The sequence below is a fragment of the Bradyrhizobium sp. CCBAU 11386 genome (assembly GCF_028128955.1).
In the GTDB taxonomy this organism is placed as follows: Bacteria; Pseudomonadota; Alphaproteobacteria; order Rhizobiales; family Xanthobacteraceae; genus Bradyrhizobium.
Genome location: NZ_LBKA01000258.1, coordinates 102501 through 127127, shown reverse-complemented (window position 1 = coordinate 127127; position 24627 = coordinate 102501). Strand labels below are relative to the sequence as shown.

The 24627-nt window shown below is 64.6% G+C and carries 23 protein-coding genes and 1 pseudogene; 8 read left to right on the top strand and 16 right to left on the bottom strand.

Annotated features, from left to right (window positions below):
• The first annotated feature begins 2 nt into the window (after positions 1-2).
• Together XI09_RS39975 and XI09_RS39970 are read left to right on the top strand one after the other, a co-directional pair.
• Entirely contained in the window at positions 3-1322 is a 1320-nt protein-coding gene (locus XI09_RS39975; RefSeq protein ID WP_271571810.1) for a hypothetical protein, read from the top strand.
• A 13-nt stretch (positions 1323-1335) separates the two neighbouring features.
• Entirely contained in the window at positions 1336-1872 is a 537-nt protein-coding gene (locus XI09_RS39970; protein WP_271571809.1) for a hypothetical protein, read from the top strand.
• Position 1873: 1 nt separating this feature from the next.
• On the opposite strand, the gene XI09_RS39965 is transcribed toward XI09_RS39970, so the two are convergent.
• Genes XI09_RS39965 through XI09_RS39940 form a run of 6 tightly spaced genes read right to left on the bottom strand, consistent with a single transcriptional unit; the run spans position 1874 to position 8835 of the window.
• Positions 1874-3121, bottom strand: a complete 1248-nt coding sequence (locus XI09_RS39965) for an acetyl-CoA hydrolase/transferase family protein (RefSeq protein ID WP_271571808.1) — start codon at positions 3119-3121, stop codon at positions 1874-1876.
• Positions 3122-3128: 7 nt separating this feature from the next.
• Complete coding sequence (locus XI09_RS39960; RefSeq protein ID WP_271571807.1) at positions 3129-4682, bottom strand: class I adenylate-forming enzyme family protein; 1554 nt, start codon at positions 4680-4682, stop codon at positions 3129-3131.
• A 32-nt stretch (positions 4683-4714) separates the two neighbouring features.
• Entirely contained in the window at positions 4715-5881 is a 1167-nt protein-coding gene (locus tag XI09_RS39955; protein WP_092184827.1) for an acyl-CoA dehydrogenase family protein, read from the bottom strand.
• 40 nt (positions 5882-5921) lie between these two features.
• Complete coding sequence (locus XI09_RS39950; RefSeq protein ID WP_271571806.1) at positions 5922-7211, bottom strand: TRAP transporter large permease; 1290 nt, start codon at positions 7209-7211, stop codon at positions 5922-5924.
• A 12-nt stretch (positions 7212-7223) separates the two neighbouring features.
• Positions 7224-7778, bottom strand: a complete 555-nt coding sequence (locus XI09_RS39945; RefSeq protein ID WP_271571805.1) for a TRAP transporter small permease — start codon at positions 7776-7778, stop codon at positions 7224-7226.
• Between the two features lie 28 nt (positions 7779-7806).
• Positions 7807-8835 carry a TRAP transporter substrate-binding protein gene (locus XI09_RS39940; RefSeq protein ID WP_271571804.1) on the bottom strand — a complete coding sequence of 343 codons (1029 nt, stop codon included), beginning with the start codon at positions 8833-8835 and terminating at the stop codon, positions 7807-7809.
• 229 nt (positions 8836-9064) lie between these two features.
• Here XI09_RS39940 and XI09_RS39935 point away from each other — a divergent pair, with 229 nt between their 5' ends.
• Genes XI09_RS39935 through XI09_RS39920 form a run of 4 tightly spaced genes read left to right on the top strand, consistent with a single transcriptional unit; the run spans position 9065 to position 12395 of the window.
• A complete protein-coding gene (locus XI09_RS39935; RefSeq protein ID WP_271571803.1) occupies positions 9065-10267 on the top strand; it encodes a CaiB/BaiF CoA transferase family protein in 1203 nt (400 codons plus the stop codon).
• Between the two features lie 37 nt (positions 10268-10304).
• Positions 10305-10763, top strand: a complete 459-nt coding sequence (locus XI09_RS39930) for a MaoC family dehydratase (RefSeq protein ID WP_333939195.1) — start codon at positions 10305-10307, stop codon at positions 10761-10763.
• Complete coding sequence (locus tag XI09_RS39925; protein WP_271571802.1) at positions 10763-11614, top strand: HpcH/HpaI aldolase/citrate lyase family protein; 852 nt, start codon at positions 10763-10765, stop codon at positions 11612-11614. Before XI09_RS39930 ends, XI09_RS39925 begins: the two co-directional genes overlap by 1 nt.
• A gap of 37 nt (positions 11615-11651) precedes the next feature.
• A complete protein-coding gene (locus tag XI09_RS39920; protein ID WP_271571801.1) occupies positions 11652-12395 on the top strand; it encodes an IclR family transcriptional regulator in 744 nt (247 codons plus the stop codon).
• A gap of 10 nt (positions 12396-12405) precedes the next feature.
• Here XI09_RS39920 and XI09_RS39915 read toward each other — a convergent pair whose 3' ends face one another.
• Together XI09_RS39915 and XI09_RS39910 are read right to left on the bottom strand one after the other, a co-directional pair.
• Complete coding sequence (locus XI09_RS39915; RefSeq protein ID WP_271571800.1) at positions 12406-12822, bottom strand: hypothetical protein; 417 nt, start codon at positions 12820-12822, stop codon at positions 12406-12408.
• Positions 12823-13065: 243 nt separating this feature from the next.
• Positions 13066-13410 (bottom strand): annotated as a pseudogene (locus tag XI09_RS39910) (fumarylacetoacetate hydrolase family protein); the annotation flags it as partial.
• Positions 13411-13617: 207 nt separating this feature from the next.
• Here XI09_RS39910 and XI09_RS39905 point away from each other — a divergent pair.
• Positions 13618-14517, top strand: coding sequence for a LysR substrate-binding domain-containing protein (locus XI09_RS39905; protein ID WP_092184809.1), 900 nt, complete (start codon positions 13618-13620; stop codon positions 14515-14517).
• Positions 14518-14713: 196 nt separating this feature from the next.
• Positions 14714-15010, top strand: a complete 297-nt coding sequence (locus tag XI09_RS39900; RefSeq protein ID WP_271571799.1) for a hypothetical protein — start codon at positions 14714-14716, stop codon at positions 15008-15010.
• A gap of 16 nt (positions 15011-15026) precedes the next feature.
• On the opposite strand, the gene XI09_RS39895 is transcribed toward XI09_RS39900, so the two are convergent.
• From XI09_RS39895 to XI09_RS39860, 8 genes are all read right to left on the bottom strand, one after another.
• Complete coding sequence (locus tag XI09_RS39895; protein ID WP_271571798.1) at positions 15027-16517, bottom strand: amidase; 1491 nt, start codon at positions 16515-16517, stop codon at positions 15027-15029.
• Positions 16518-16533: 16 nt separating this feature from the next.
• Positions 16534-17331, bottom strand: coding sequence for an FAD binding domain-containing protein (locus XI09_RS39890; protein WP_271571797.1), 798 nt, complete (start codon positions 17329-17331; stop codon positions 16534-16536).
• An 11-nt stretch (positions 17332-17342) separates the two neighbouring features.
• On the bottom strand, positions 17343-19730 hold the full coding sequence (locus tag XI09_RS39885; protein WP_271571796.1) for a xanthine dehydrogenase family protein molybdopterin-binding subunit: 2388 nt from the start codon (positions 19728-19730) through the stop codon (positions 17343-17345).
• A 2-nt stretch (positions 19731-19732) separates the two neighbouring features.
• A complete protein-coding gene (locus XI09_RS39880; RefSeq protein WP_271571795.1) occupies positions 19733-20224 on the bottom strand; it encodes a (2Fe-2S)-binding protein in 492 nt (163 codons plus the stop codon).
• A 21-nt stretch (positions 20225-20245) separates the two neighbouring features.
• Positions 20246-21352 carry an ABC transporter ATP-binding protein gene (locus tag XI09_RS39875; protein ID WP_271571794.1) on the bottom strand — a complete coding sequence of 369 codons (1107 nt, stop codon included), beginning with the start codon at positions 21350-21352 and terminating at the stop codon, positions 20246-20248.
• Between the two features lie 7 nt (positions 21353-21359).
• Entirely contained in the window at positions 21360-22250 is an 891-nt protein-coding gene (locus XI09_RS39870; protein ID WP_271571793.1) for an ABC transporter permease, read from the bottom strand.
• Complete coding sequence (locus XI09_RS39865) at positions 22247-23137, bottom strand: ABC transporter permease (RefSeq protein WP_271571792.1); 891 nt, start codon at positions 23135-23137, stop codon at positions 22247-22249. The genes XI09_RS39870 and XI09_RS39865 overlap by 4 nt, the downstream gene beginning before the upstream one ends.
• Positions 23138-23213: 76 nt before the next feature.
• Positions 23214-24563 (bottom strand): ABC transporter substrate-binding protein, encoded by a 1350-nt coding sequence (locus XI09_RS39860; RefSeq protein ID WP_271571791.1) that lies wholly within the window; start codon positions 24561-24563, stop codon positions 23214-23216.
• Between the last annotated feature and the right edge of the window lie 64 nt (positions 24564-24627).

Genomic DNA, 24627 nt, shown 5'->3' with positions numbered 1-24627 from the left:
AATTGACGGACGGGACGCACGCGAACCTTGATCGGCTGCTGCAATCCGGCGGCGTGAGGCTCGGCCGGGCCCAGCGCGACCGCCTGGGCTGGCTGGTCAACCAGTATGGCGCGCCGACGCTCGACGACGTCAGCGAAGGCCGGCGGAACGGTGTCATCATCCTCAAGGAACCGCCGAGCGGGGCTGTGGCCGAGCTGTTCTACCGCTCGCTCAATCCCGGCTGCGCCGTCGTCATTCCCTTCAGCGAGAATCCCGGCTTCGATTTCCTCAAGTCCAAGCTGACCGAGTTCGGCACCGTCGGCCCCTGCGGCGCGGACGGTCCGCACGAGATGTGGTGGGGCGGCATCGGCTGGTCGAAGTTCCTCACCGCGGCCGATACCTCGACCCTCCGGCCGCGGATCGTCTCCTGCTATCCGCGCGGCGGCGACGAGGCCGCGTCCCTCCGCCTCCGTCAGTCCCTCGAACGCTTGCGGCTCGATTGCCATATCGAACCGATCGAAACCCAGCTCGGCGACCGCATCCTCTGCTTCGAGAAGGCGGAGTTCATGATGCGGATGTGGAACAAGTATCGCGAGCCCCTGCTGTTCGTCGAGGCTGACGCCGTGCTGCGCGAGGCACCACTGCTGCCGTCGTTCCTCGGCTGCGACGTCGCCCTTCACAAGTGGAATCGCTGGGAGATGTCGGCGCGCACGCTCTATCTCGGCCGCACCAAGGGGGCAGAGATGCTCCTGGGCGTCTGGCAGCAACTCGCCGCGTCCTATCCCGCGATCTGGGAGGGCTATCTGCTCGACCAGGCCTGGAGCCTGACCTCGTCACAGGTGCCGCTCGACACCGTATGGCTGCCGCGCTCCTATCACGCGCTGAAGGGCGATCTCGGCGCAATGCGGGCCACGATCCTGCACGACCAGCAGACCACGACGCTGGAGCTTGGCCCCGATCCCGGCTTTGCTGGCGTCGTGCGCACCGCCCGTCGCGCCGGCCGCACCGGCGCCCGCGACGCCTTCATGGTGATGACCTCGAAAGCCGAGACCGGCAACGGCATTGCCGTGATCCTGCGCGACATCTCGGCCAGCGACGCGGGCGCGGTTGCCGCAACGGTGGAAGCCGTGACCGGCGCCTATGCCGCCGATTGCGGCGGCTACGGCCGGCTCGAGCTGTCGCTCTGCGCCTGGCAGGACGACGTCGGCGCCGCGCGCGAGGCCGCAGCGCAGGCCCGCTACCGCATCCTGGAAATCGCGCCGGGACAGCGCATCGCCAACGATTTCTTTGCCGCCCACGCCCCCGACGATGCGGTCATGACCGCGCGCCACCTCTTCCCCTGACGGACGATACATCATGCTCAAGACCATCATCCTGCTCACCGACACCGTGCAACAGCAGCAACCGCTCGCCAATCTGCTCCGCGAGCACAATCGCGAACTCACCTTCTGCTCGGCGCTGCGCGCATCGGACCTCAGCGCGATCGAACCGGACGTGCTGAGCGAAGCACGGCTGGTGTCCTTTGCCGCCGACGTCGCTGTCCCCGAAAAGTTCCTGCTCCGGCTCGGCTATGGTGCCTACAAGTTCTATGCCGCGCCGACGCAATATCCGGGTCTGCCGCCGGCGCCCGACGAGAGCGATGACGATCCGCGCTGCTACTCCGTGATCGCGCAGTCGATGACGATCTGGCCCGACTTCAAGAAGGTGGTTGGCCTCGAAACCGTGACGATCCCGGACGGCACCGTTCCTGCCGAGCGCGAGCGGCTGGTGTTCTCCCGCCTCGCACACCTGTTCTGGCAGATGTCGGGCATGATCGCCGGCGAGGCGGCGGACCTGCCCGGGATCATCGGATCCAGCGAAAGCCAGCGCCCGACGCTCGCTATGATGAACTGAGCTAGCGCGCGGGCCTGCGAAGCTGCGCCGAAAGCGCGTCGCGGTGCCCAGGTGCTGCGATCGCGATCATGCGGCGCGCGCGCTCGCCAAGGCCGCAGCCACGCAGCTCCGCAACGCCCCATTCGGTGACGATGGCATCGACATCGGCGCGAGGTGTCGTCACGGTCTCGACGTCAGCGACGATCCGGCTGGTCCCGTCGGAGGCCGTCGCCGGCAGCGCGATGATCGCCCTTCCGCCGAAAGAGGCGTTGGCGCCGCGCACGAAATCGAGCTGCCCGCCGATCGCGCCGATCGCGACGCCATTCAGCGTCTCGGAATTGACGGAGCCGTCGAGCCCGACCTGAAGCGCCGAATTGATCGCGACCAGCCGGTTGATCCGCGCCAGCACGTTCTGGCCATGCGTGTAGGACGCCGGCCGCACCGCCACCGCCTTGTTCTGATGCACGAAGCGATAGAGCCGCTGGGTCCCGATCACCTGGTTGGTGACGGTGATGCCGGCATCGATGCCCTTCTCCGCATTCGTCACCGCGCCGCGCTCGATCAGGTCGACGACGGCATCGTTGATCAGGCCGGAATGGATGCCGAGATTGCGCGCATGCGACTGCGAGGACAGGATCGCATCCGGAATACGGCCGACGCCGAACTGGAGCGTGCTGCCGTCGATGATCAGACCTGCCGCATGCGCGGCAATGCGCCGTGAAACGTCATCGAGCGGCGTCGAGGCCAATTCAACCGGCGGCCTGCGGGCCGCCACCCGAACATGGATCGGTACGTCCTTCGGCCATTCCGCGCCGAACGTGAATGGCGCATCCGGATTGATCTCGGCGATGACGAGGCGCGCGCCGCGCGCGGCATCGATGACGTAGTCGTTGGAGAGGCTGGCGCTGAGCCGCCCTTCCAGCTCCGCAAGCTGCACCAGAACAACATCGGCTTGATGGCGGCGCGCGGCAAAGTCGGCGCAAAAAGCGCTGTAATTGCTCGGGATCACGTCGAGCCGCCCCGCTTTCGCGAGCCGCCGCGAATTGCCGATCACGCCATAGCTCCGGAACGACACATGTCCCGCGCACGATGCCGAAAACGTCTCCGAGAACACTGGCCCGATCATCATGCGGAAAGGCGGAAGATGTGCCGCCTGCGCCATCAACGCTTCGGTCAGGGTGACCGGCTCCGCCGTCGCCTGTCCGCATACGACGAGATCGCCGGTCCGGATCAGGTCCGAAAAGTCGATCGTCGGCGTGTCCTCGGACATCGCTGCCTCAGTCCATCGGCGTGAGGCGCGTGGAGGACTCGGCGAGGAGCGTCCGCAGCTCCGTCTTCACGATCTTGCCATAGCTGTTCTTGGGCAGCTCGGCGGTGACGTAATAGTGCTTCGGCCGCTTGAAGCGGGCGATCCAGGCGTTGCACATCTGGTCGAGCTCGTCGCGCGTGACCGCCTTGCCCGCGACGGGCACGACGACGGCCACAACCTCCTCGCCCCATTCCGGATGCGGCCGGCCGATCACCGAGACCTCGGCGACGGCCTCATGCCGCAGCAGCACCTCCTCGACCTCGCGCGGATAGATATTGGTGCCGCCGGAGATGATGACGTCCTTGGACCGGTCCTTCAACGTGAGGAAGCCATCCGCATCGAACGCGCCCATGTCACCGGTGTAGAGCCAGCCGTCGCGCAGCGTGTTGGCGGTGGCCTCCGGATTCTGCCAGTAACCGGACATCACGGTATCGCCGCGCACGATGATCTCGCCGATCTCGTCGGCCGCAACGTCCCGCCCCGTCTCATCCACGGTGCGGACCTGCACCACGCCCTGCGCAATGCCGACCGAGGCGAGGCGCTCCTCGTGGCGCGGATGGCCGGTGTCGGCATGCATGGATTTCGGCAGGTAAGTGATGGTCATCGGCGTCTCGCCCTGACCGTAGATCTGCGCGAGCTTTGGCCCGAACACGGCAAGTGCCGCCTTGCAATCGGCGACATACATCGGGCCGCCGCCATAGATGATGGTCTTGAGCCCCGGTGCGGCCGCGCCGGAGGCCTCCGCCGCGACCGTCAGGCGCCGCACCATGGTCGGCGCGGCGAAGAAGGAGATGCCGTCGCGTTTGGCCGTCAGCTCCAGAATCTCGTCGGGCTCGAAGCGGCCGCTCTCCGGAATGATCTGCGCGCCCATGCCGAGCACATGCGGCACCATGTAGAGGCCGGAGCCGTGCGACATCGGTGCGGCGTGCAGCAGCGCCTCGCCCGGCACGATCGGATTGATCTCGGCCAGATAGTTCAGCGCCATGGCGAGCAGGTTGCGATGGCTCAGCACGGCGCCCTTGGGCCGGCCGGTGGTGCCGCTGGTGTAGAAGATCCAGGCGGGATCGGTGATCGCGACGTCGGCGATGGCGATGCCTTCCGCCTTCTCCAGGCCGCGATGCTCGGCCGAGCCGATCTCGACGATGCGCGGCTTGGCTGCACCGAGCGCCAGGGCTTCCGAAGCAACGCTTGCCATGTCCTCGGTCACGAACACCACGGCAGCGCCCGAATTGTCGAGGATGAACGCGACCTCGCGCGGATGCAGTTTTGCGTTGATGGGAACCGCAACCAGCCCGGCATGCCAGCAGGCATAGAGACAGGCGACATAATCAGGCACGTTCTTCATCAGCAGCGCGACTCGGTCGCCCCTGGCGAGGCCAAAGCGCTGTTGCAGCGACGCGGCCAGCGAGGCCACAGTTGCGGCGAGCCGGCCGTAATCGGCGACCGGCGTCAATCCCTTGAACAACGCCGGCGCGGATGCGTCGGCCTTGGCGGCACGCAGGAGATGATGAGCAAGGTTCATGGCGATCCTGCCAAATGGTCCGCGCGCGAAGACTAGTACGACTTCGCCAGTCCAAGCACCTTTTCCGCGATGAAGCTGAGCGCGAGCTGCGGGCTGACCGGGGCGATGCGCGGGATCAGGACTTCGCGCAGATAACGCTCGACGTGGAACTCCTTGGCATAGCCGAAACCGCCATGGGTCATCACCGCCTGCTCGCAGGCCGAGAAGCCGGCCTCGCCCGCCAGATATTTCGCGGCATTGGCCGCGGCGCCGCAGGGCATGCCCTTGTCGTATTGCCAGGCTGCCGACATCACCATCAACCAGGCCGCCTCGAGCTCGACCCAGTTCACCGCGAGCGGATGCTGGATGCCCTGGTTCTTGCCGATCGGGCGGTTGAAGACGACACGGGTCTTGGCGTATTCGGTCGCGCGCGCCAGCGCGAGCTTGCCGAGGCCGACGGCTTCCGCCGCGATCAGGATGCGCTCGGGGTTCATGCCTTCGAGGATGTACTGGAAGCCCTTGCCCTCTTCGCCGATGCGGTCCTCCATCGGGATCTCGAAATCCTCGAAGAACAGCTCGTTGGAATCGACGACCTTGCGGCCCATCTTCTCGATCTCGTGGACCTTGATCTTCTTGCGGTCGAAGTCGGTGTAGAACAGGCTGAGGCCGTGGGTGGGCGAGCGCACCTCTTCCAGCGGCGTGGTGCGCGCCAGCAGCAATATCTTGTGCGCGACCTGCGCGGTCGAAATCCACACCTTCTGGCCGTTGACGATGTAGCGGTCGTTCTTCGCCACGGCGCGGGTCTTGAGCTGGGTGGTGTTGAGGCCGGTATTGGGCTCGGTGACGGCGAAGCAGGCCTTCTCGCGGCCCTCGACCATCGGCGGCAGCATGCGCTTGCGCTGCTCCTCGGTGCCGAACACGACGACGGGATTGAGCCCGAACACGTTGATGTGCACGGCCGAGGCGCCCGACATGCCGGCGCCGGATTCGGCGATGGTGCGCATCATGATCGCGGCTTCGGTGATGCCGAGCCCTGAGCCGCCATAGGCCTCCGGCACGCAGATGCCGAGCCAGCCGGCGTCGGCCAGCGCCTTGTGGAAATCGTGCGGGAAGCCGCCGTCGTGGTCCTTCTTCAGCCAGTAGGCATCGGGAAAGTCTTCACAGATCTTGGCGATGGCGTCGCGAATGGCTTCCTGCTGATCGGTGAGCGCGAAATCCATGTTCTTGATCTCCTTATTGGGAGCAGCAATGGCTCCGATCCTAGCGCCCCATCTGCGAGGGCAGCCAGAGAATGATGCTCGGAAACGCCACCAGGATCGCGATCACGATCAGGTGCGCGATGAAATGCGGGAAAGTGCCGTGGAACACCTCTGCCACCGGCCGCTTGGCATAGCGGGCGACGATGAAGCAGTTCAGCCCGACCGGCGGCGTGATCATGCCGACCTCGGCGGTGACGATCTTGATCACGCCGAACCAGATCGGATCGAAGCCGAGCGTCTTGATCAGCGGCAGCACGATCGGCACGGTCAGCACCAGGATCGCGATCTGGTCCATGAACGAGCCGAGCACGATGTAGCCGCAAAGGATCAGCGTGATGATCACCCAGCGCGAGGTCGGCAAACTGCCGATCCAGGCGACGAGGTCCTGCGTGACGTGGGTGAGCGTGAAGAAATAGCCGAAGATCGAGGCGCCGACGAGGATCATGATGATCATGCAGGTGCCGTGGCAGGCCCGCAGCAGCGTCCGGTAGAGCGATGACGGCGTGATCTTGCCCTTGACGATCGCGAGCAGGAAGGCGCCGAACGCGCCGAAGGCGGAAGCCTCCGTCGGCGTGGCGACGCCGAGATAGATCGTGCCCGTCACGATCGAGAACAGCACCACCATCGGCGAGACTTGCCACAACAGCGCGAATTTTTCGCGCCACGGCACTGATTTCGCGGCGGGCGCGCGCGAAGGATCCTGCCAGACCAGGAAGTAGATCGTGGCCATGATGGTGATGGTGACGAGGATCGCGGGGATGATGCCGCTGATCAGGAGCTTGCCGATGTTCACCTCGGCGAGCAGGCCGAAGATGACGAGCGCGACGCTGGTCGGCAGCAGCATCGACAGCGTGCCTGATATCGCGACCACGCCGGCGGCCATCTTGGGCTCATAGCCCTGGCGGATCATCGCTGGCAAGCTGGTCGAGGACAGCGTCGCAGCCGAGGCGGTCGAGGTGCCGCAGATCGCGCCAAAACCTGCGCCGGCAAGTGTCGTCGCCATGCCGAGCCCGCCGGGAATGCGCCCGACCCAGGCCGACGCCGTCTTGAACAGATCGTCCGCGACGCCCGACAGCAGCACGAGGTCCGCCATCAGCAGGAACATCGGGATGGTGATCAGCTCGTAGGACGAGACAGTCGACAGCGGCGCGGTTTGCAGGATGCCGAACAATGTGCCCCATCCGCCGACCATCACGAGGCCGACCGAACCGGAGAAGGCCATGGCGAAGCCGACGGGCGTGCCGAGTGCCAGCAGGCCGAACAGCAGGGCGAGAACGATGAAAGGTGTCATGGATCCCTGCCGTTACTCAAAGCTTCGCGTTTCGCCGACGCCGGTCACCGGCGGCAGCGGATAGAGGTCGCGCCCGCTGACGAGGCTCAGCACATTGCCGGCGAGCTGGAGCGCCAGCCGCAGCACCAGCACGCCGCAGCCGAACGGCACCAGCGCGGCCGATATCCAGGTCGGCCAGGCGATCGCTCCGGCCAGCACGTCGTGCTGCTCGTAGTTCTCGAGCGCACGCTCGAACCCGACCTTGCAGATCAGGACGAACACGAACAGGCCGGCAAGCGCGGTGATAATCTCGGACAGTCGCCGTCCCGCCGGCGAGAAGCGCGACAGGAGGATATCGACGCCGACATGTGCATGCTCGCGCAAGCCGTCCGACAGCGTGAAGAAGAACACGCCGGCCAGAAGGTAGAGCCCGATCAGATCATAGGTGAAGGCAAACGGACGGTTCAGCGCGTAGCGCATGAACACGTCGGTCACCACCAGCAGCATGATCACGAAGAGGAACACCACCGCGATCACCGTCAGCGCGCGCTCCAGCGCGCCGAGCACATCTCCCGCCCGCTTGATCACCTCCAGCGCCTCCCTCTTTGATGTCGGATTACTTCGTGCCGCCGGCGCCGAGCAGACCTTCGAATTCCTTCAGCGCGGCAGAAGCCTGCTTGCCGCGGCTATCGAGACCCGCCGCCCATTCCTGGCCGACGCCCTTGAGCTTGTCCTTCATCTCGGTACGGGTGGCTTCCGGCAACGGATCGAAGCTTACGCCCTCATCCTGGAGATGCTTCCTGGTGGTCTCCGTTTCCTTGTCGACCTGGGCGCAGGCGGCCGGCTCGATCGCGTCGGAGGCTTCGTTCATCGCCTTCTTCACGTCATCAGGCAGCTTGTCCCAGACCGACTGGTTGATGGAATAGGCGACGATGAAGCTGCCGAAGCTGACGCCTTCGGTCGCGTGCTTGACCAGCTTGTCCAGACCATAGGCCACGACGCTTTCCATCGGGAACAGCAGGCCGTCCATGGTGCCGCGCGACAGCGATTCATACGCATCGGGCGCTGCCATGCGCACCGGCACGGCATTGAGCGCGCGCAACGTCAGATCCTGCGCACCGCCCGTGGTCCGCAGCTTCAGGCCTTGCATATCCTTCGGCGTCTCGACCTTGGTCTTTGCGGTCCACACCTGATAGGGCGGCAGCACCACGGCCATCAGCAGCCTGATCTTGTTGGGCGCATATTCCTGCTTGGCCAAAATGCCTTCGCGCGCGGTCTTCCAATAGGCGATTGTGCCCTGGCAGCTCGTCTCAAAAGCCCCCGGCAACTGCGCGACTTCCGACAGCGGCATCTTGTCGGAGACGTAGGACGGCCCGATGTAGCCGATGTCGACCACGCCGGACTGGGTCAACCGCAACATATCGGCGGCCTTGCCGATCTGCTGGTTCGGATAATAGGTGAAGGTTACCGCGCCATTGGTGCGCTTGGTGACGTCGTCCATCCAGGGCTTGAGCAGCAGGCGGACCAGATAGTGGCCGGCGGGGAAGCTATCGGCGACCTTCAGCTCCAGCGCCTGCGCCGGCAGCGTCGAGACCGGCAACGAGAGCGCGAACGCCGCGGCGGCCCAGACCTTGTTCTTCTTCATCTGCTTCTCCTTGACGCGTCCCCAAGCCGGAGGCGGCAGCCTGCCGCTGCCACCCGTCCGGCCCTCACTCCACTTCTCTTGCTTGAGGAAAATGTACATATACGTGAATTTAAATGTCAATTATATGAACTAAGCATAGGCCCATGCATCGCAGCTCAGGTTGATCGAATTGACACCCCAAGTTTATGAATTCTAACTCCACAAATATGAATACACCCAACGAGGCCCCATGGGACCGCTCGCCGGCTTCACCATTCTCGACCTGACCTCCGTCCTGATGGGCCCGTATGGCACCCAGGTGCTGGCGGACATGGGCGCCGAAATCATCAAGGTCGAAAGCCCCGAGGGTGACATCGTCCGCCAGATCGGTCCCGGCCGCACGCCCGGCATGGGCGGGATGTTTCTCAACGCCAATCGCGGCAAGCGCAGCATCGTCCTCGACCTCAAGAAAAAGGAAGGCCGCGACACGCTGCTGCGGCTGGCCAGGCGCGCCAACGCGCTCGTCTATAATGTGCGCCCGCAGGCCATGGCGCGGCTCGGCCTCGACTACGAAACGCTGGCTGCGGTCAATCCCGCCCTCGTCTATGTCGGCGCCTTCGGCTACGGCCAGTCCGGCCCCTACGCCGCAAAGCCCGCCTACGACGATCTGATCCAGGGCGCCGCGGCCATTCCGACGCTGCTCGCGGCCGCCGGCGACGGCACGCCGCGCTACGTCCCTGTGACCATCGCCGACCGCATCGTCGGGCTGATGATGGTCAACGCCATCATGGGCGGGCTGATGCACCAGCAGCGTACCGGCCAAGGCCAGCGCATCGACGTGCCGATGTTCGAGTCGATGACCGAGTTCGTGCTGATCGATCATCTTGGCGGTCTCACCTACGATCCTCCGCTCGACCATGGCGGCTATGTCCGCCTGCTCTCGCGCTATCGAAAACCGTACAAGACTAGCGACGGCTATCTCTGCGTCCTCATCTACAACGACAAGCACTGGCGCAGCTTCTTCGAGGCGATCGGCCGGCCGGAATTCCTGCAGCAGCCGCGCTTCGCCAACCACGCCGCGCGCACCGAGCATATCGACGAAATCTATGAGGAGATCGGTCATATCTTCCTCACCCGTACCACTGCGGAATGGCGCGAGCTGCTGGAGCGCGCGGACATTCCGGTGATGCCGATGCACACCCTGGAGACGATTCTGGACGATCCGCATCTCAACGCGATCGACTTCTTCAGGACGGTGGATCACCCCGTGGAAGGCCGCATCCGCCAGATGCGGGTGCCTTCGACCTGGAGTGTAACCCAGCCGGAGCCGGCCGGCCCGGCGCCGACGCTCGGCCAGCATGGCCGCGACATCTTGTGCGAAGCCGGCTTCTCGACCGAGGAGATCGAACGGCTCGCAGAGCAGAAAGCAGTTCACCTGGCAGCGCCGCCTTAAGCGCGGTGCGGGCCAAAGTCGCAACGACAGGGAGGAAATCGCGATGGCCGGACTTTATTTCGAGGACTTTTCCGTGGGCCAGGAGTTCAGGCATCCGCTGACCCGGACCGTCACGGAAATGGACAACACCATGTTCAGCCTGCTGACGCTCAACCCGCAACCGCTGCACATCGACGCGCATTTCGCCGAAAAGACCGAGTTCGGCCAGCGCATTTTCAACAGCCTTTACACCCTCGGCATTATGATCGGCATGACGGTCTATGATACGACCATGGGCACCACCGTCGCCAATCTCGGCATGACCGACGTCACCTTTCCGAAGCCGGTCTTCCATGGCGACACCTTGCGGGCGACGACGAAGGTGCTTTCGTTGCGGGAATCCAAATCGCGCCCGAAGGCGGGCATCGTCGAGTTCGAGCACCACGCCCTGAACCAGAACGACGAGATCGTCGGGAAATGCCGCCGCATGGCGATGATGCACAAGAGGCCGGTCTGATGCGTTCGATGCTGTTCGTGCCGGGGGATTCCCCGCGCAAATTCGAGAAAGCGAGCGAAGGCAAGGCCGACGCGCTGATCATCGATCTCGAGGATTCCGTCGTCGCCGAGAAGAAGGCGGAGGCGCGTGGGTTGACGCTCGCGATGCTGAAGGCGCGCAGCAAGCCGCATCAGCTCTATGTCCGCGTCAACGCGCTCGACACCGGCATGACGCTCGCCGATCTCGCCGCGGTGATGCCAGGCAGGCCCGACGGCATCGTGCTGCCGAAATCGCAAGGCGGCGACGACGTGCGGCAGGTCGCGACCTGGCTGGAAGCACTTGAGGCGGCGGCCGGCATCACGGTCGGCGCAACCCGCATCGTCTGCGTCGCGACGGAGACCGCCGGCTCGATCTTCGGGCTCGGCAGCTACAAGGGCTGCTCCCCTCGCCTCGCCGGCCTGATGTGGGGCGCGGAGGATCTTTCCGCCTCTTTGGGTGCCACAGAGAAGTCCTCGGGCGGCGTGTTCCACAGTCCCTACCGCCTCGCGCGCGATCTCTGCCTGATGGCAGCCGCCGCGGCCGAGGTCGCGCCGATCGACACCGTCTATACCGACATCGACAATTTGGCCGGCCTCGAGCAGGAAACGCGTGCGGCGCGGCGCGACGGGTTTTCGGCGAAGGCGCTGATTCACCCCAAGCATGTCGATGTCGTCAACGCGGCGTTCGAGCCGACGGAAGCCGAGCGTATCTGGGCGGAGAAGGTGATCGCGGCGTTCGCGGGCAATCCCGATTCCGGCACGCTGCGGCTCGACGGCCAGATGATCGACAAGCCGCATCTTCGCGCGGCGAAGAAGATCCTCGGCCAGCCGTAGATCAAGGGCAACGCGTCGCGACAGACGGGACCGGATCATGATCGTTCGCCAAGCCGCAAACGTCCTGGAGATCATGGAATTCTTCGCCCAGACGAGGAAGCCGGCGACGCTTGCGGAGATCGCCGATCATTTCGGCTGGCCGCGCTCGTCGACCTTCAACCTGCTCGCGACGCTCTCTGAGAAGGGCTATCTCTATGAGCCGCGACCGCGCGCCGGCTTCTATCCGACCCCGCGCTGGCTGGCGATGGCGCGGATGATCTCGGAGGTCGAGCCGCTGCCGCCCTGGACGCATACGCTGATTGCCGACCTCTCGGCCGAGACCGGCGAGACTGCGTCGATCGTGGCGCCTGCGGGCGTGATGGCCGTGTTCATCGACGTCGTCGAATCCCAGGCAGCGATCCGCTATTTCGCCACCATCGGCCACCGCGTGCCGATCCACGCGACCGCGAGCGGCCGCGCGCTGCTGTTGCAATATTCGCAGGAGGAGCGCGACTCCGTCTATCGCAAGATCGAGTTCAAGCAGTACGGTCCATCAACGCCGATCAGCATCGAGGCGGTGGAAGCCGAGCTGCGCAACTCGATCGAGCGCGGCTACTGCCAGAGCTTCGGCGACTACAGCCGCGATCTCGCCGGCGCTGCGATTCCACTCCCGATCGGCGACCGCAGGCTCTCCGTCGTCGTCGCCGGCCCTGAGTTCCGGATCGGGCCGAAGGTGGCCGAGGTGGCGGCGCTGATCGCGCGGACGGTCGACCGGCTGCGGCCGAAGACCACCGCGGCCTAAAGCCGAAGCTTCATTCGAATCCCTGAATGGGCGGCGCCGAAGTCTGCGCCGGCGCAGCGGGAGCAGCTTCAACAGGCTGCACCGCAGGCGCGGCTTGAGCCGGCGGATTGCCGGCCGCTCTCATTTGGCCGTTGGCATTCATCGCCTCACGTGCGCGCGGCGGAGCGCCGGTGGCGGCTGCGCGATACGCCTCGCGGCGCGGCGGCTGCCGATGCCTCGCCGAGCGTGAATCTCTCACGCCCCAGGACCGGGCGATTGCAGGTCCGGCGGTATAACCCACCACCGCGCCCGCGACGGCACCGATCGGCCCCAGCACAACCGCGCCTGAGACCGCTCCCAGCGCCGCAGCACCGGCGCGCTCTTGCGCGGCGGCGCTTGCAGGCACGCCAGCCAGCAGAACGACGGCAGTGATCAAAGCTTTGTTCATCGGAGCGTCTCCCTCACGGGAGATCACTCTTACTGAAATATGGCTGCAGAACGTTTGTTCGTTGCCAAACACGGGGCAATCGCCGATGGAACTCCGGCAATTCAAAGGCCGCCACCTTCAAATCGTGGCCCAGCGGAGGTCGCTCGGCACAACTACGGCGCGACCTTGTCGCTGGTAAAACCGTTACCGTCGAGCGCGCGACGCACCGTGCCGTCCGCCTTGGCTTCATCGAGGAAATGCGCGGTGATGATAATTCTTGGTCAGCGACGGATAGGGATGGTCGGCGACCTCGCCGACCGCGACGTTCTGGATCGCGTCCGTCGGTTTCTGGAAGAAGAACGGCGGCTCGCGGTTCGGATCCGAGCCGCGCTCGATCGCATGCGCCGCATAGTTGCGCCCGATGCAATAGATGCGGCGAACCTGGAACACTTGGGTCTCGCCGACGATCGGGATCGCGACCATCGGCACCGGGAAGATCGGCTTCGGTCCGGCCTGCGCTGCGGCCGGCGCAACTTCCGCGACGGAAGCGGCGGCTGCCGCCGCAGCAGTTGCGAGCACCTCGCGTCGCGTTGGTGAGGTCTTCTCCATGTTATTTGCTCCCTTTCGACTTCCTTGGGCAGCTTCAAGTGCGCCGATCCCGCTGATAATCGATATTCCGTATACCAGCAACGCTGGGCGGACACGACGCGGCAGCCTCTTATGCGGGACCAGGCAGCCGTGCAGCGTTGCATCCGCAGCCGGCTCACGGCTCCCTAGCATGGAACTTGCATAAATTCTGGGCGACATGGACGCCGCATGAACCTCATCAGTCTCGATATCCGCATGCTCCGGTCGCTGATCTCCGTGGTCGAGACCGGCAGCATCACCGAGACCGCGCGACGGCTGGGCCGCACCCAGCCGGCGATCACCCTGCAATTGCAGCGGCTGGAGGAATTGACCGGCAAGCAGCTGTTCGAACATGCCGGCCGCCGGCTGACGCTGACCGACGACGGCACAACGGTTCTCACCTACGCCAAATCCATCCTGAGACTGCACGACGAATTGATTTCGCAGCTGGCGTCGCAGGAGATCGAAGGCCAGGTGGTGCTCGGCACGCCCGATCTCTATGCGGCGTTCATGCTGCCCTCGATCCTCAGCGTGTTCCGAAAGTCCTTCCCGCGTGTGCAGGTCGAGCTCAATTGCGCGCTGTCGACGCCGCTGGTCGGCCTCGTCAAGCGCGGCGATGTCGACATTGCGCTGGTCACCCGCATGAACGATTTCACCGGCGGCCAGGTGGTGCGGCGCGAGCAGCTGGTCTGGATGACCGGCGAGCAATCCGCCGCGCACCAGGAACGCCCGATCCCGCTGGCGCTCTTGCCACCCGGCAACATCTATCGCGACTACGCCATCGACACGCTTGAACGGGCAAGCCTGCGCTGGCGCATCGCCTGTGTCAGCGAAAGCGTCGGCGGCCTGCAAGCCGCAGCCTTTGCCGGCATGGCCGTCACCGTGCTCGGCCGCAGCGCGCTGGTGCCTGCGATGCGCGAGATCGGTCCCAACGAGGGCCTGCCACCGCTACCGAAGATCGAGCTGCTGCTCTACAAATCCAGCGGCGCCACCTCGAAGGCGGCCACGGCGCTGCACGACTATCTCGCGCATTATCTGCGTCTCGACGAAGAGCTCAGCGGCCGCGGCGCGCCGATTGAGCTTTCCTGAAGTGTATCGCAGAGGTGGTCAAAAATACTCCGAAGCCGACCTCAACCGCATCCGACCCATCATGCGGCAGGCCGGACATTGCTCAGCGCCTGCGTTGACCTCCGCTTTTGACCCATTTCACAAGTAGGCCCTAGTCCAGCAGCGGCCCGGTGTGCTTTGATGCGTGGAGCAGGAACCGAGACGCAAGGGTAGCCTGATGTACATATTCATTCGAAAATACACCAAGGTTCGTTCGGTCGCGGATGCTGCCCGCCGCGCCAAAAGCGGCGTCGGTCAGATCCTGAGGGAGTCGCGCGGCTTCAGATCTTATTATGTGCTGGATGGGGGCGAAGGGGTTGGTGTCGCCGTGATGATATTTGAGGACCGCGAATGTGCCAATGCGGCGAACGATAAGGTGATGGAGTTCGTTCAGGCAAGCTTGCACGACCTCGATCTTGGGGATCCCGAAATCATCGCCGGAGAAGTTTTGGTGAATATAGACTCTGCTGCGTAGATGTTCGCAAGGCGCCTCACGCCTTGACGTGCGCCAGGCTCTGCTCGCGCAACGCCAGCTGTGGCCAGAACTTTGCCCAGGGCTGCGCCGCTTCGAACGCCGCGGCGATGCGGAAGATTGTCGGCTCGTCGAGCCAGGGCGCCACGATCTGAATGCCGATCGGCAGGCCGTCACGATCAAAACCGCAGGGCAGCGTCGCCGCCGGAAGGCCGGCGAGATTGATCGGCCAGGTGAAGGGCGACCAACCGAGATGCGGATCGACCTTGCTGCCGTCGATCGTGCCGACACCGATCTGGCCGGCCTCGAACGCGGTCACCGCAACCGTCGGTGTCACCAGCGCATCAACGCGCTCGAACAGCTTCACGAAAGCACCACGCGCCTGGCCACGACGATAGCCAGCCTCAATGTAGTCCGTGCCGCTATAATGCCGGCCGGCGCTGACAACGTCGCGATAATCGGCTTCGGAGCTTGCGAGATCGGCCGTGGTCTTGGTCGCAACCGCCGCCGCCTGCTCGGTAAACGCGATCGGCTTCAGCGTGTGTTCCAAGATGCCGGGATCGAGGCCCGGACCATCCATGGTGACCTGCGCGCCGCAGGAGTCGAGAATGGCGAGCGCCTTGTTGAACGCTGCGCGCACGTCGGGGCTGACCGCGGCATAGCCGAGATCGACACTGGCGCCGATGCGAATGCCGTTCAACGGCGCGGCGTTGGTGTCGAAGCGCCGCGGCGATACCGGCAGGCTCGCGGGATCGCGCAGATCGTAAGCAGCGATGATCTCCAGCGTCAGCGCAGCATCCGCAACCGTGCGCGTAATCGGTCCGGTATGGGCGAGCGAAGCCCAGGATGGCGGTGAGAAGCCGGGCGAACGCGGCACCAGGCCGAAGGTCGGCTTCAGCCCGAACACGCCGCAGAACGACGAGGGCACGCGGATCGAACCGACGCCGTCGGTGCCGATCGCGATCGGTCCGCAGCCGGCGGCAACGCCCGCCGCAGCGCCGCCACTCGATCCGCCGCTGGTGCGACCAGGATTCCAGGGATTACGCGTGGTGCCGGTAACGGGACTATCCGCTGTGAGCTTGTAGCCGGACTCGCAGGTCGTGGTCTTGCAGGTGATGATCGCACCGGATGCCCTCAGCGCCGAGACGACCGCGGCATCGACCTCGGGCACGAACGTCTTGTTCATCGGCGAGCCGGCATAGGCCGGCACGCCTGCGACGAAGACGAGATCCTTGATCGTGACCGGTACACCAGCGAGCGCCCCCTTGGCCTCGCCCGCACGCATCTCCCTGGTGAGACGGTCGGCATCCGCCCTCGCCTGCTCGTACATCGGCGTCACCACCGCGTTGCAGGCCTCGCTCGTCGCTTGAAGCGCGGCGATGGTGTCATCGACGACATCGCGCGGGGTGAACGCCTTGCGCCGGTAGCCGGCCATGATCTCGGTTGCAGAAAGCGCGCCAAGGCCAGTCGGCGCCGGCGGGAAGGCCGTTCGGCCGGAACCATCAGTCATCATCAACCCTAAGGAGCTAGCTGAGCGCCGCGTCGACGGCGCGCTTGGCCATGACCGTGACGAGATGCGCCCGGTAATCGGCTTCGGCATGGATGTCGGAGGTGAGACCGTCGGTGTCGATCTTGATCGCCGCGATTGCGGATGGATCAAAATTCTCCGATAGCGCCGCCTCCATCGGCGGCACCCGGAACACGCCTGGCCCAGCGCCGGTGACGGCGACGCGGACACCATCGGCGAATTTCGCGACGAACACGCCGACCAGCGCATAGCGTGACGCCGGTGCCTTGAATTTTGCGTAACCCGCCTTGAGCGGTACCGGGAAGCGGATCGCTGTGATGATCTCGCCGGGTTCAAGCGCCGTCTCGAACAGACCAAGGAAGAATTTGTCTGCTGCGATCTCGCGCGCGCTGGTGACAATGGTGGCACCGAGGCCAAGAACGCCAGCCGGATAGTCGGCCGCCGGATCGTTGTTGGCGACCGATCCACCGATCGTGCCGCGGCTGCGCACGGCGGGATCGCCGATCATCGAAGCCAGCGCCGCGAGCCCAGGAATTCTTGTCTGCACCAGCTTCGAGGCAGCGACGACCGCATGCGGCGTCATCGCGCCGATGGTGATGGTCGCACCATCGTCGGTGATACCCTTGAGGCTTCCGAGCTTCGACAGATCGACCAGCGCGACGGGGCTGGCCAGACGCTGCTTCAGCGTCGGGATCAGCGTCATGCCGCCGGCGACGACCTTGCTGTCCTCGATCGAGGTCAACAGTTTTGCCGCCTCGGGGATCTGGGCAGGTTGATGATAGGCAAACGGTTTCATTGTTGTCCTCCCTATTCCGCGGCGACCGGCAGCGACGCGTTCTGAAGCAGGCGCCAGATCCGGTTCGGCGTCGCCGGCATGTCGACATGGGTGACGCCAAGATGCGACAGCGCATCGACCACCGCATTGATGACGGCGGCCGGCGAGCCGATGGTGCCGACCTCGCCGCAGCCCTTCACGCCCATCGGCGTGTGCGTGCAGAGCGTAGAGTGGGTCGCGACCTTCATCATCGGCAGATGATCGGCCCGCGGCATGCAGTAGTCCATCAGCGAGCCCGACAGCAGCTGGCCCGAGCCTTCGTCGTAGACCGCGTTCTCGAACAGCGCCTGGCCGACACCCTGCACGATGCCGCCGTGCAACTGGCCTTCCACGATCATCGGGTTGATGACCGTGCCGACGTCGTCCACCGCCGTATAGTTCACGAGAGTCACCGTGCCCGTCTCCGGATCGACCTCGACCTCGGCGATGTGGCAGCCGCCGGGATAGGTGAAGTTGACGGGATCGTAATAAGCCTGCTCCTCCAGCCCCGGCTCCAGCACTTCGAGCGGATAATTGTGCGGCACATAGGCCGCGCCCGCGATCTCCTCGAATGTCTTGGCGCGGTCCGTGCCTGCGACCGAGAACTTGCCGGCCTCAAACTGGATATCCACCTCGGCGGCCTCGAGCAGATGAGCAGCGATCTTCTTGCCCTTGGCGATCACCTTGTCCGTCGCCTTGGACAGCGCGGCGCCCCCGACCACCAGGGAGCGCGAGCCGTAAGTGCCCATGCCGAACTGCACGCGATCGGTGTCGCCGAACACGATGTCGACATTCTCGAAGGCGACGCCGAGCTTGTCCGAGACGATCTGCGCGAACGTCGTCTCGTGGCCCTGGCCGTGATTGTGCGTGCCGATCATGACCGTCACCTGGCCGGTCGGATGCACGCGCACCGTGGCGCTCTCATAGAGACCGCCGCGCGCGCCTAGCCGTCCCGCGAAGCGCGAGGGCGCAAGGCCGCAGGCCTCGACATAGGTCGAGTAGCCGAGCCCGCGGAACTTGCCCTTGCGCGCCGATTCCGACTTGCGGATGCCAAAGTTCTTGACGTCGGCTGCGACCAGCGCACCGTCGAGGCAGCCCATCGGATCGCCGGAATCGTACTGCACCAGAACCGGCGTCTGATACGGATAGGCCTCCTTCGGGATCATGTTGCGGCGGCGGATCTCGACGCGATCGATCCCCATCTCGCTGGCAGCGACATCGACGATACGCTCCAGCACAAAGGTCGCCTCGGGCCGGCCTGCGCCGCGATAGGCGTCAACAGGCACGGTGTTGGTGAAGACCACCTTCACGTTGCAGTAGATCGCGGGCGTGGTGTAGACGCCGCCGAGCAAGGGGCCGTAGAGGTTGGTCGGGATGTTCGGCCCGAAGGTCGAGAGATAGCCGCCCATATTGGCCAGCGTGTTGACGCGGAAGGCCAGAAACTTTCCGGTTTCGTCCAGTGCGAGCTCGGCCTCGGTGACGTGATCGCGGCCGTGGCGGTCGGAGACGTAGCCCTCCGAGCGGCTCGCCACCCATTTGATCGGCCGCATCACGCGCTTGGCGGCCCAGGTGATGACGGCCTCTTCGCCGTAGTGGAACTGCTTGACGCCAAAGCCGCCGCCGACATCGGGCGCCACCACGCGCAGCTTGTGCTGCGGAATGTTCAGCACCAGCGCGCCCATCAGGAAGCGCACGACGTGCGGAAACTGACTGGTGGTCCACAGCGTGAACCGATCGGTGCCCGGCTCGTATTCGGCGATCGCCGCCCGCGGCTCCATCGGATTGCCGATCAGGCGGTTGTTGACGAGGCTGAGCTTTGCGACATGCGCCGCCTTCCGGAACGCGGTTTCGACCGCGGTCTTGTCGCCGAGCTCCCAATCGCAGCAGATATTGTTCGGCACGTCGTCGAACAGTTGCGGCGCACCGGGCCGCACCGCTTCAAGCACGCCGACGACCGAAGGCAGCACCTCGTAATCGATCTTCAAAAGCTCCGCCGCCGCATTGGCCTGTTCCGGCGTCTCGGCTATGACGAAGGCGACCATGTCGCCGACGAAACGCACCTTGTCCTGCGCGAGCATCGGAAATGGCGGCTCTTTCATGGGGACGCCCTTGGCGTCCGTGATGCCCCAACCGCAGGGCAGCGAGCCAAGTCCATCGTCGGCGACGTCATCCCCGGTCAGGACCGCAATGACACCCGACGAGGCGAGCGCTGCGGTCTTGTCGATGCCGCGCAGGACCGCGTGGCCATGCGGCGAGCGCACGAATACACCGGCGGTCATGCCGGGTCGCTTGATGTCGGAGACGTAATTGCCGCGTCCGGTCAAGAAGCGCAGGTCCTCCTTGCGCTTCGGTGAGGCGCCGATCCCGATCACATTGCCCATGGTCACTCTCCCTTGGCGACGTTCATGGCGGCAGCGCCGGCCATAACCGAGACGACGATGTTCTGGTATCCGGTGCAGCGGCAGATGTTGCCTTCGAGGCCGTGGCGGACGTCAGCCTCCGTCAGGTCCGGCTTCTCGGTGGCCAGTGCTACCGCAGTCATCAGCATGCCCGGCGTGCAGAAGCCACATTGCAGGCCGTGATGCTCGCGAAATGCCTCCTGCATGGGATGCATCCGGTTCGAACCGGGGGCGCCTTGCAGACCCTCGATGGTGAGCAGCGTCGCGCCGTCAAGGGCAGGCGCCAGCAGCGTGCAGCTCTTCACGGGAAGCCCGTTGAGGTGCACCACGCAGGCGCCGCACTGACTGGTATCGCAGCCGATATGGGTGCCGGTGAGGTTGAGCTGCTCGCGCAGGAGCTCGGCGACGAGCGTCGCCGGTTCGACGTCCACGATGGTGGGCCGGCCGTTGAGTGTGAAGGATATCTGCACGGTCATACTCCTGTGCGCGACGGGTCTCTAGGCGAGTGGAAGGGCGCTGCCGGTGGCCCATGTGGCCATCACGACATCGCCGACGGTGAAGGGATCCGCGAAGAAGGTCTTTTCCGGCACATAGGCCACGAACTCGTCGTCCGGCACGGTGTCGAGCATGACCTTGACAAAGTAGCCCTGGTATTCGATCGCGAGCACCCTGCTCGGCAGCGACGTGGTGCAGCCCGGCGGCAAGTCCTTGCCGGGTCGAACCAGCGCGACGTCGTCGCGGCGCACGGCGATATCGACCTTGTCACCAACACTGACAGTGGATCGTGCTTGAAGTGGCACCTCGATGCCATCAGGCGCGGCCTGGGCCAGCGTAAAGCTCGCACCGTTGACCTTTTCGACCCGTCCCGACAGCACGTTCTGTCCGCCCATGAATTCGGCGACATAGCGATCATGGGGGTGAGCGTAGACGTCGCGGGCGGCGCCTGCCTGCTTGATCTTGCCCTGCTCCATCACCACCACAAGATCGGCGAGCGCGATCGCCTCGAGCTGGGTATGGGTGACGTGGATGAAGGTGATGCCGAGTTCCTGCTGCATCCGCCTGAGCTCCTGGCGCATCTGCACGCGAAGCTGCTCGTCGAGCGCCGAAAGCGGCTCATCGAGCAGCAACACCCGCGGCTCGGTGATCGCGGCGCGCGCGAGCGCCACACGCTGCTGCTGGCCGCCGGAGAGCTGCGCCGGCAGGCGGTCGGCGAACTGCGTCAGCCGCACCTTCTCGATCATGGCATCCGCGGCACGCAGGCGGTCGGCCTTGGACATGCCGCGCACGCGCAGCGCAAAGGCGATGTTCTCGCGTACCGTGAGGTGCGGGAACAGCGCGTAGGATTGGAACATCATCGCGGTGCGCCGCTGCACCGGCGCGAGGCCAACGACATTCTGCCCGCCGATCACGATCTCACCTGCGGTCGGGTCTTCATGCCCGGCGATCATCCGCAAGATCGTGGTCTTGCCGCAACCGGAGGGACCGATGAAGCAGCAATAGGCGCCGTCGGCAATCTTGAGGTTGACGCCGTCGACCACGTAGGTCGCGCCGTCAAAGCTCTTGCAGACACCTGCCAGTTCGATATCGCCGCGATCGCTCTTCATTCCAAACTCAACCTTTTGCGCTGCTGCTGCGTTTCTTCTGGATCAACACGATGCTGCCGAGGCTTGCACCGATCACGACGAAGGAGACCACGGTCGTCACCGTGCCGAGCGCGTAAAGTGAGGGCGAAGTGACGTTCAGCGTCATGCTCCAGATTTCCAGCGGCAGCGTGTTCAACGAACCCGTCGTCTGCAGGCTGCGTGCGAACTCGTCGTAAGACAGCGTGAAACCGAACAGCGCGACCGCGACGAGGCCAGGCGCGAGCACCGGAATCATCACCAGCCGGACCGACTGCCAGCGGCTGGCCCCCAAGTCGTAGGCCGCCTCCTCCCAGACATGGTTGAAGCGCGACATCACAGCGAACATCACGAGCACGCCGAACGGCAGCGTCCAGGACAGCTGCGCGCCGAGCGCCGAGGTGTACCAGCTCGCGTTCAGCCCGAGCGCCTGGAACAGGAGCCCGGTACCGAGGCCGAGCACGAGGCCGGGCGCAACCAGGCTGCCGATCATCATGTAGAAGACGATGGTGTCGCCGCGAAAACGCTTGCGGAAGCCGAGGCCGGCCAGGAACGAGACCACCACCGTGATGATGGTGACGATGACCGCCAGCTTGATCGAACGGTCGAACGAGCCCTTGACGTCGCCGGTGCGCACCTGGGTGAAGAGATCGACGAACCAGTGCAGCGAGTGGCCCTTCATCGGAAACACAAGCCCACCCCGGATATCCTGGAACGACAGGATATAGATGCAGAACATCGGACCGTAGAGTGCGATCACGTAAAACGCGAACAGCGTCGCAAGGACATAAAACGTCCAGGCCCGCTGCCCGCGACTCGGCGCAATCGCCCTGGTCGTCGCGGGAGCGACCGTCTCGGGCATGTCGGCAAGAACAGCGCTCATTGCGTAATCTCCTGCCTGATGTCCACGGTGCGCAGGATCAGGGAGACGATCGCGACCAGCACCAGCGTCAGCAGCACGGCGCTCGCCGCGGCGGTCGGGTATTGCAGCACGCCGACGTCCTCGTAGAACGCGCTGACCACCGAGGCCGAGCCGCCGCCGGACATCACCTTGACCACGAAGAAGTCGCCCATCACGATCGACACCACGAAGATGGTACCGAGCGCGATGCCGCTCTTGGACATCGGCACGACAATCAGGCGCATGATGTCGAATCGGCTGGCGCCCGCGTCGATCGCGGCCTCGATCAGCTTCTTGTCGATCCGCGCCATGGAATTGAAGATCGGCACGATCATGAAGATCGTGAGCTGGTGGACATAGGCGATGACCACCGCGAGGTCGGAGAACAACAGCACCTCCAGCGGCTGGCGAATCACGCCCAGCGCCAGCAGCGCCTGATTGATCAGGCCTTCCTTGCCGAGCAGTGGAATCCACGAAATCATCCGGATGATGTTCGAGGTCCAGAACGGCACCGTGCACAGCAGGAATAGGCCGATCGCCAGCAACTGGTTACGGACGTGGAACACCAGGAAGTAAGCGACGAAGAAGCCGATGATCAGGGTGAAGATCCAGGTCAGCACCGTGAACTTGATGGTCGCCAGATACAGCTTCAGCGTCAGCGCCGAATGCAGCACCTCGACATAGCTTGCGAGTGTGAAGCCCGGCGTCAGCCCCCCGAAGCCGTCGGTCGCGAAGAAGCTCGCGGCCAGCACCACCAGGATCGGCGCCACGAAGAACGGCACGAGCACCAGGACCAGCGGCGAGACATAGAGCCAGCCGGCGAGATTTGCGCGTGACGGAGTTTGAGCTGGGCTCGAACTTGGCTGCATGTCGGCCTCGAAGTCGGTCTCTCGCACCGGCGCGGTTCACGCGCCGGCGCTCTTGTTACGTCAGGGAAAGCAGGTTTCAGGCCACCTTGAAGTCGTTCCAGCGCTTGTTCATGTAGGCGGCTTCGTCCATCAGCGTGTTCCAGCACGAGATGTTCTTGACGCGGTCGAGGAACGAGCCGCCGTCGCGCTTGGTGCCGGCCTTCTCCATGGGCACGCCATAGGGATCGTTGACCACCTCAGGCGCGGGCTGGCCCTCGTACCAGAACGCCCATTCGGCAGGGGTGAGGAATTTCTTCGCGGTCGACGGCACCGGGCTGTAATAGCCGTAGCGTGCGACGAAGCCGCCCTGCCAGCCCGACAGATACCAGTTGAGATATTCGTAGGCCGCATCGAGCTTCTTGCCGGAGAGATGCTTCATCAGGCCCATGCCGTTGCACCAGCCGCGATAGCCTTCCTTGCCGTTCTTGACGTTGACCGGCGCATAGACGCAGGGAATCTCCTTCACGCGGACCGCAGCGACCGCCGGCGACCACATCGACTGGATGACCACTTCGCCCGCCGCCATGAGCTGCACCGACTGGTCGAAGGTAGTCCAGGTCGCGCGGAACTGGCCCTGCTTCTTCAGCTCGATCAGCTTGTTGCAGGTGAAGTCGATCTCCTCTTTCGTCATGTTGCCTTTGTTGCCGTACTTGATCAGGCCCGCGCTTTCGAAGCAGAGCGCGGCGTCCATGATGCCGATCGCGGGCACGTCGAGGATCGCAGCCTTGCCCTTGAACTTCGGGTCGATCAGGTCCTTCCACTCGGTGACTTCATGGCCGACGAGATCGGGGCGATAGCCGATGGAGTCGGCGTTGTAGACCTGGGGCAGGAAGGTCGCCCATTCGGTGACGCCGTCGTGCAGGTCGGTCGAGTCGGGCTTGGAGATGTACATGGCCTCGTAGGGCGAGATGCCCTGGCGCGGGATCTTGTGGCCGTCGATCTCGCCCTTGGTGAAGATCGGCAGGATGTTGTCGAATTCCTTGATCTTCTTGACCTCGATGCCCTGGATCACGGCGCGCTTGGCGGCGAGCTTGGCCTGCCAGCCCTCGAGATCGGCAATATCGACCGTATTAGGCTGGCTTATGAAGCGATTGATCGCAGCGGAGGTGTCGAGGTTCTGCATCGTCACCTTGAAGCCGAGATCCTTGGCGGCCTGGTCGCCGATCGCCTTCACCACCGAGTAGGAGACGCCGACATGGCGCAGTTCGATGTCCTTGATCTCCTGCGCCCAGATGGTCGGGAAGCCGCGGATCGCGTCCGATCCTGCGGCGGCACCGGCGACCGCTGCCGCCCCCTTCAACAGCGTGCGGCGGCTCAGCTTTTTCTGCCGTACGTCCCTGGTCTCCGACGGATCGGCCGCGGATGTTCCCTTGTCCCTGTCAAGCATGGCAACCCTCGTTGGCTACAATGAACGCTCGCACCGGTCGCCATTGACCGGCTGCGGATGTGAT

Excerpts from the sequence above, each read along its gene's own strand:
- XI09_RS39925 (WP_271571802.1), top strand. The coding sequence starts at position 10,763 with ATGCGTTCGATGCTGTTCGTGCCGGGGGATTCCCCGCGCAAATTCGAG.
- XI09_RS39905 (WP_092184809.1), top strand. The coding sequence starts at position 13,618 with ATGAACCTCATCAGTCTCGATATCCGCATGCTCCGGTCGCTGATCTCC.
- XI09_RS39900 (WP_271571799.1), top strand. The coding sequence starts at position 14,714 with ATGTACATATTCATTCGAAAATACACCAAGGTTCGTTCGGTCGCGGAT.
- XI09_RS39970 (WP_271571809.1), top strand. The coding sequence starts at position 1,336 with ATGCTCAAGACCATCATCCTGCTCACCGACACCGTGCAACAGCAGCAA.
- XI09_RS39880 (WP_271571795.1), bottom strand. The coding sequence starts at position 20,224 with ATGACCGTGCAGATATCCTTCACACTCAACGGCCGGCCCACCATCGTG.
- XI09_RS39940 (WP_271571804.1), bottom strand. The coding sequence starts at position 8,835 with ATGAAGAAGAACAAGGTCTGGGCCGCCGCGGCGTTCGCGCTCTCGTTG.
- XI09_RS39955 (WP_092184827.1), bottom strand. The coding sequence starts at position 5,881 with ATGGATTTCGCGCTCACCGATCAGCAGGAAGCCATTCGCGACGCCATC.
- XI09_RS39920 (WP_271571801.1), top strand. The coding sequence starts at position 11,652 with ATGATCGTTCGCCAAGCCGCAAACGTCCTGGAGATCATGGAATTCTTC.
- XI09_RS39870 (WP_271571793.1), bottom strand. The coding sequence starts at position 22,250 with ATGAGCGCTGTTCTTGCCGACATGCCCGAGACGGTCGCTCCCGCGACG.
- XI09_RS39890 (WP_271571797.1), bottom strand. The coding sequence starts at position 17,331 with ATGAAACCGTTTGCCTATCATCAACCTGCCCAGATCCCCGAGGCGGCA.
- XI09_RS39860 (WP_271571791.1), bottom strand. The coding sequence starts at position 24,563 with ATGCTTGACAGGGACAAGGGAACATCCGCGGCCGATCCGTCGGAGACC.
- XI09_RS39885 (WP_271571796.1), bottom strand. The coding sequence starts at position 19,730 with ATGGGCAATGTGATCGGGATCGGCGCCTCACCGAAGCGCAAGGAGGAC.
- XI09_RS39865 (WP_271571792.1), bottom strand. The coding sequence starts at position 23,137 with ATGCAGCCAAGTTCGAGCCCAGCTCAAACTCCGTCACGCGCAAATCTC.
- XI09_RS39960 (WP_271571807.1), bottom strand. The coding sequence starts at position 4,682 with ATGAACCTTGCTCATCATCTCCTGCGTGCCGCCAAGGCCGACGCATCC.
- XI09_RS39915 (WP_271571800.1), bottom strand. The coding sequence starts at position 12,822 with ATGAACAAAGCTTTGATCACTGCCGTCGTTCTGCTGGCTGGCGTGCCT.
- XI09_RS39875 (WP_271571794.1), bottom strand. The coding sequence starts at position 21,352 with ATGAAGAGCGATCGCGGCGATATCGAACTGGCAGGTGTCTGCAAGAGC.
- XI09_RS39935 (WP_271571803.1), top strand. The coding sequence starts at position 9,065 with ATGGGACCGCTCGCCGGCTTCACCATTCTCGACCTGACCTCCGTCCTG.
- XI09_RS39950 (WP_271571806.1), bottom strand. The coding sequence starts at position 7,211 with ATGACACCTTTCATCGTTCTCGCCCTGCTGTTCGGCCTGCTGGCACTC.
- XI09_RS39895 (WP_271571798.1), bottom strand. The coding sequence starts at position 16,517 with ATGACTGATGGTTCCGGCCGAACGGCCTTCCCGCCGGCGCCGACTGGC.
- XI09_RS39965 (WP_271571808.1), bottom strand. The coding sequence starts at position 3,121 with ATGTCCGAGGACACGCCGACGATCGACTTTTCGGACCTGATCCGGACC.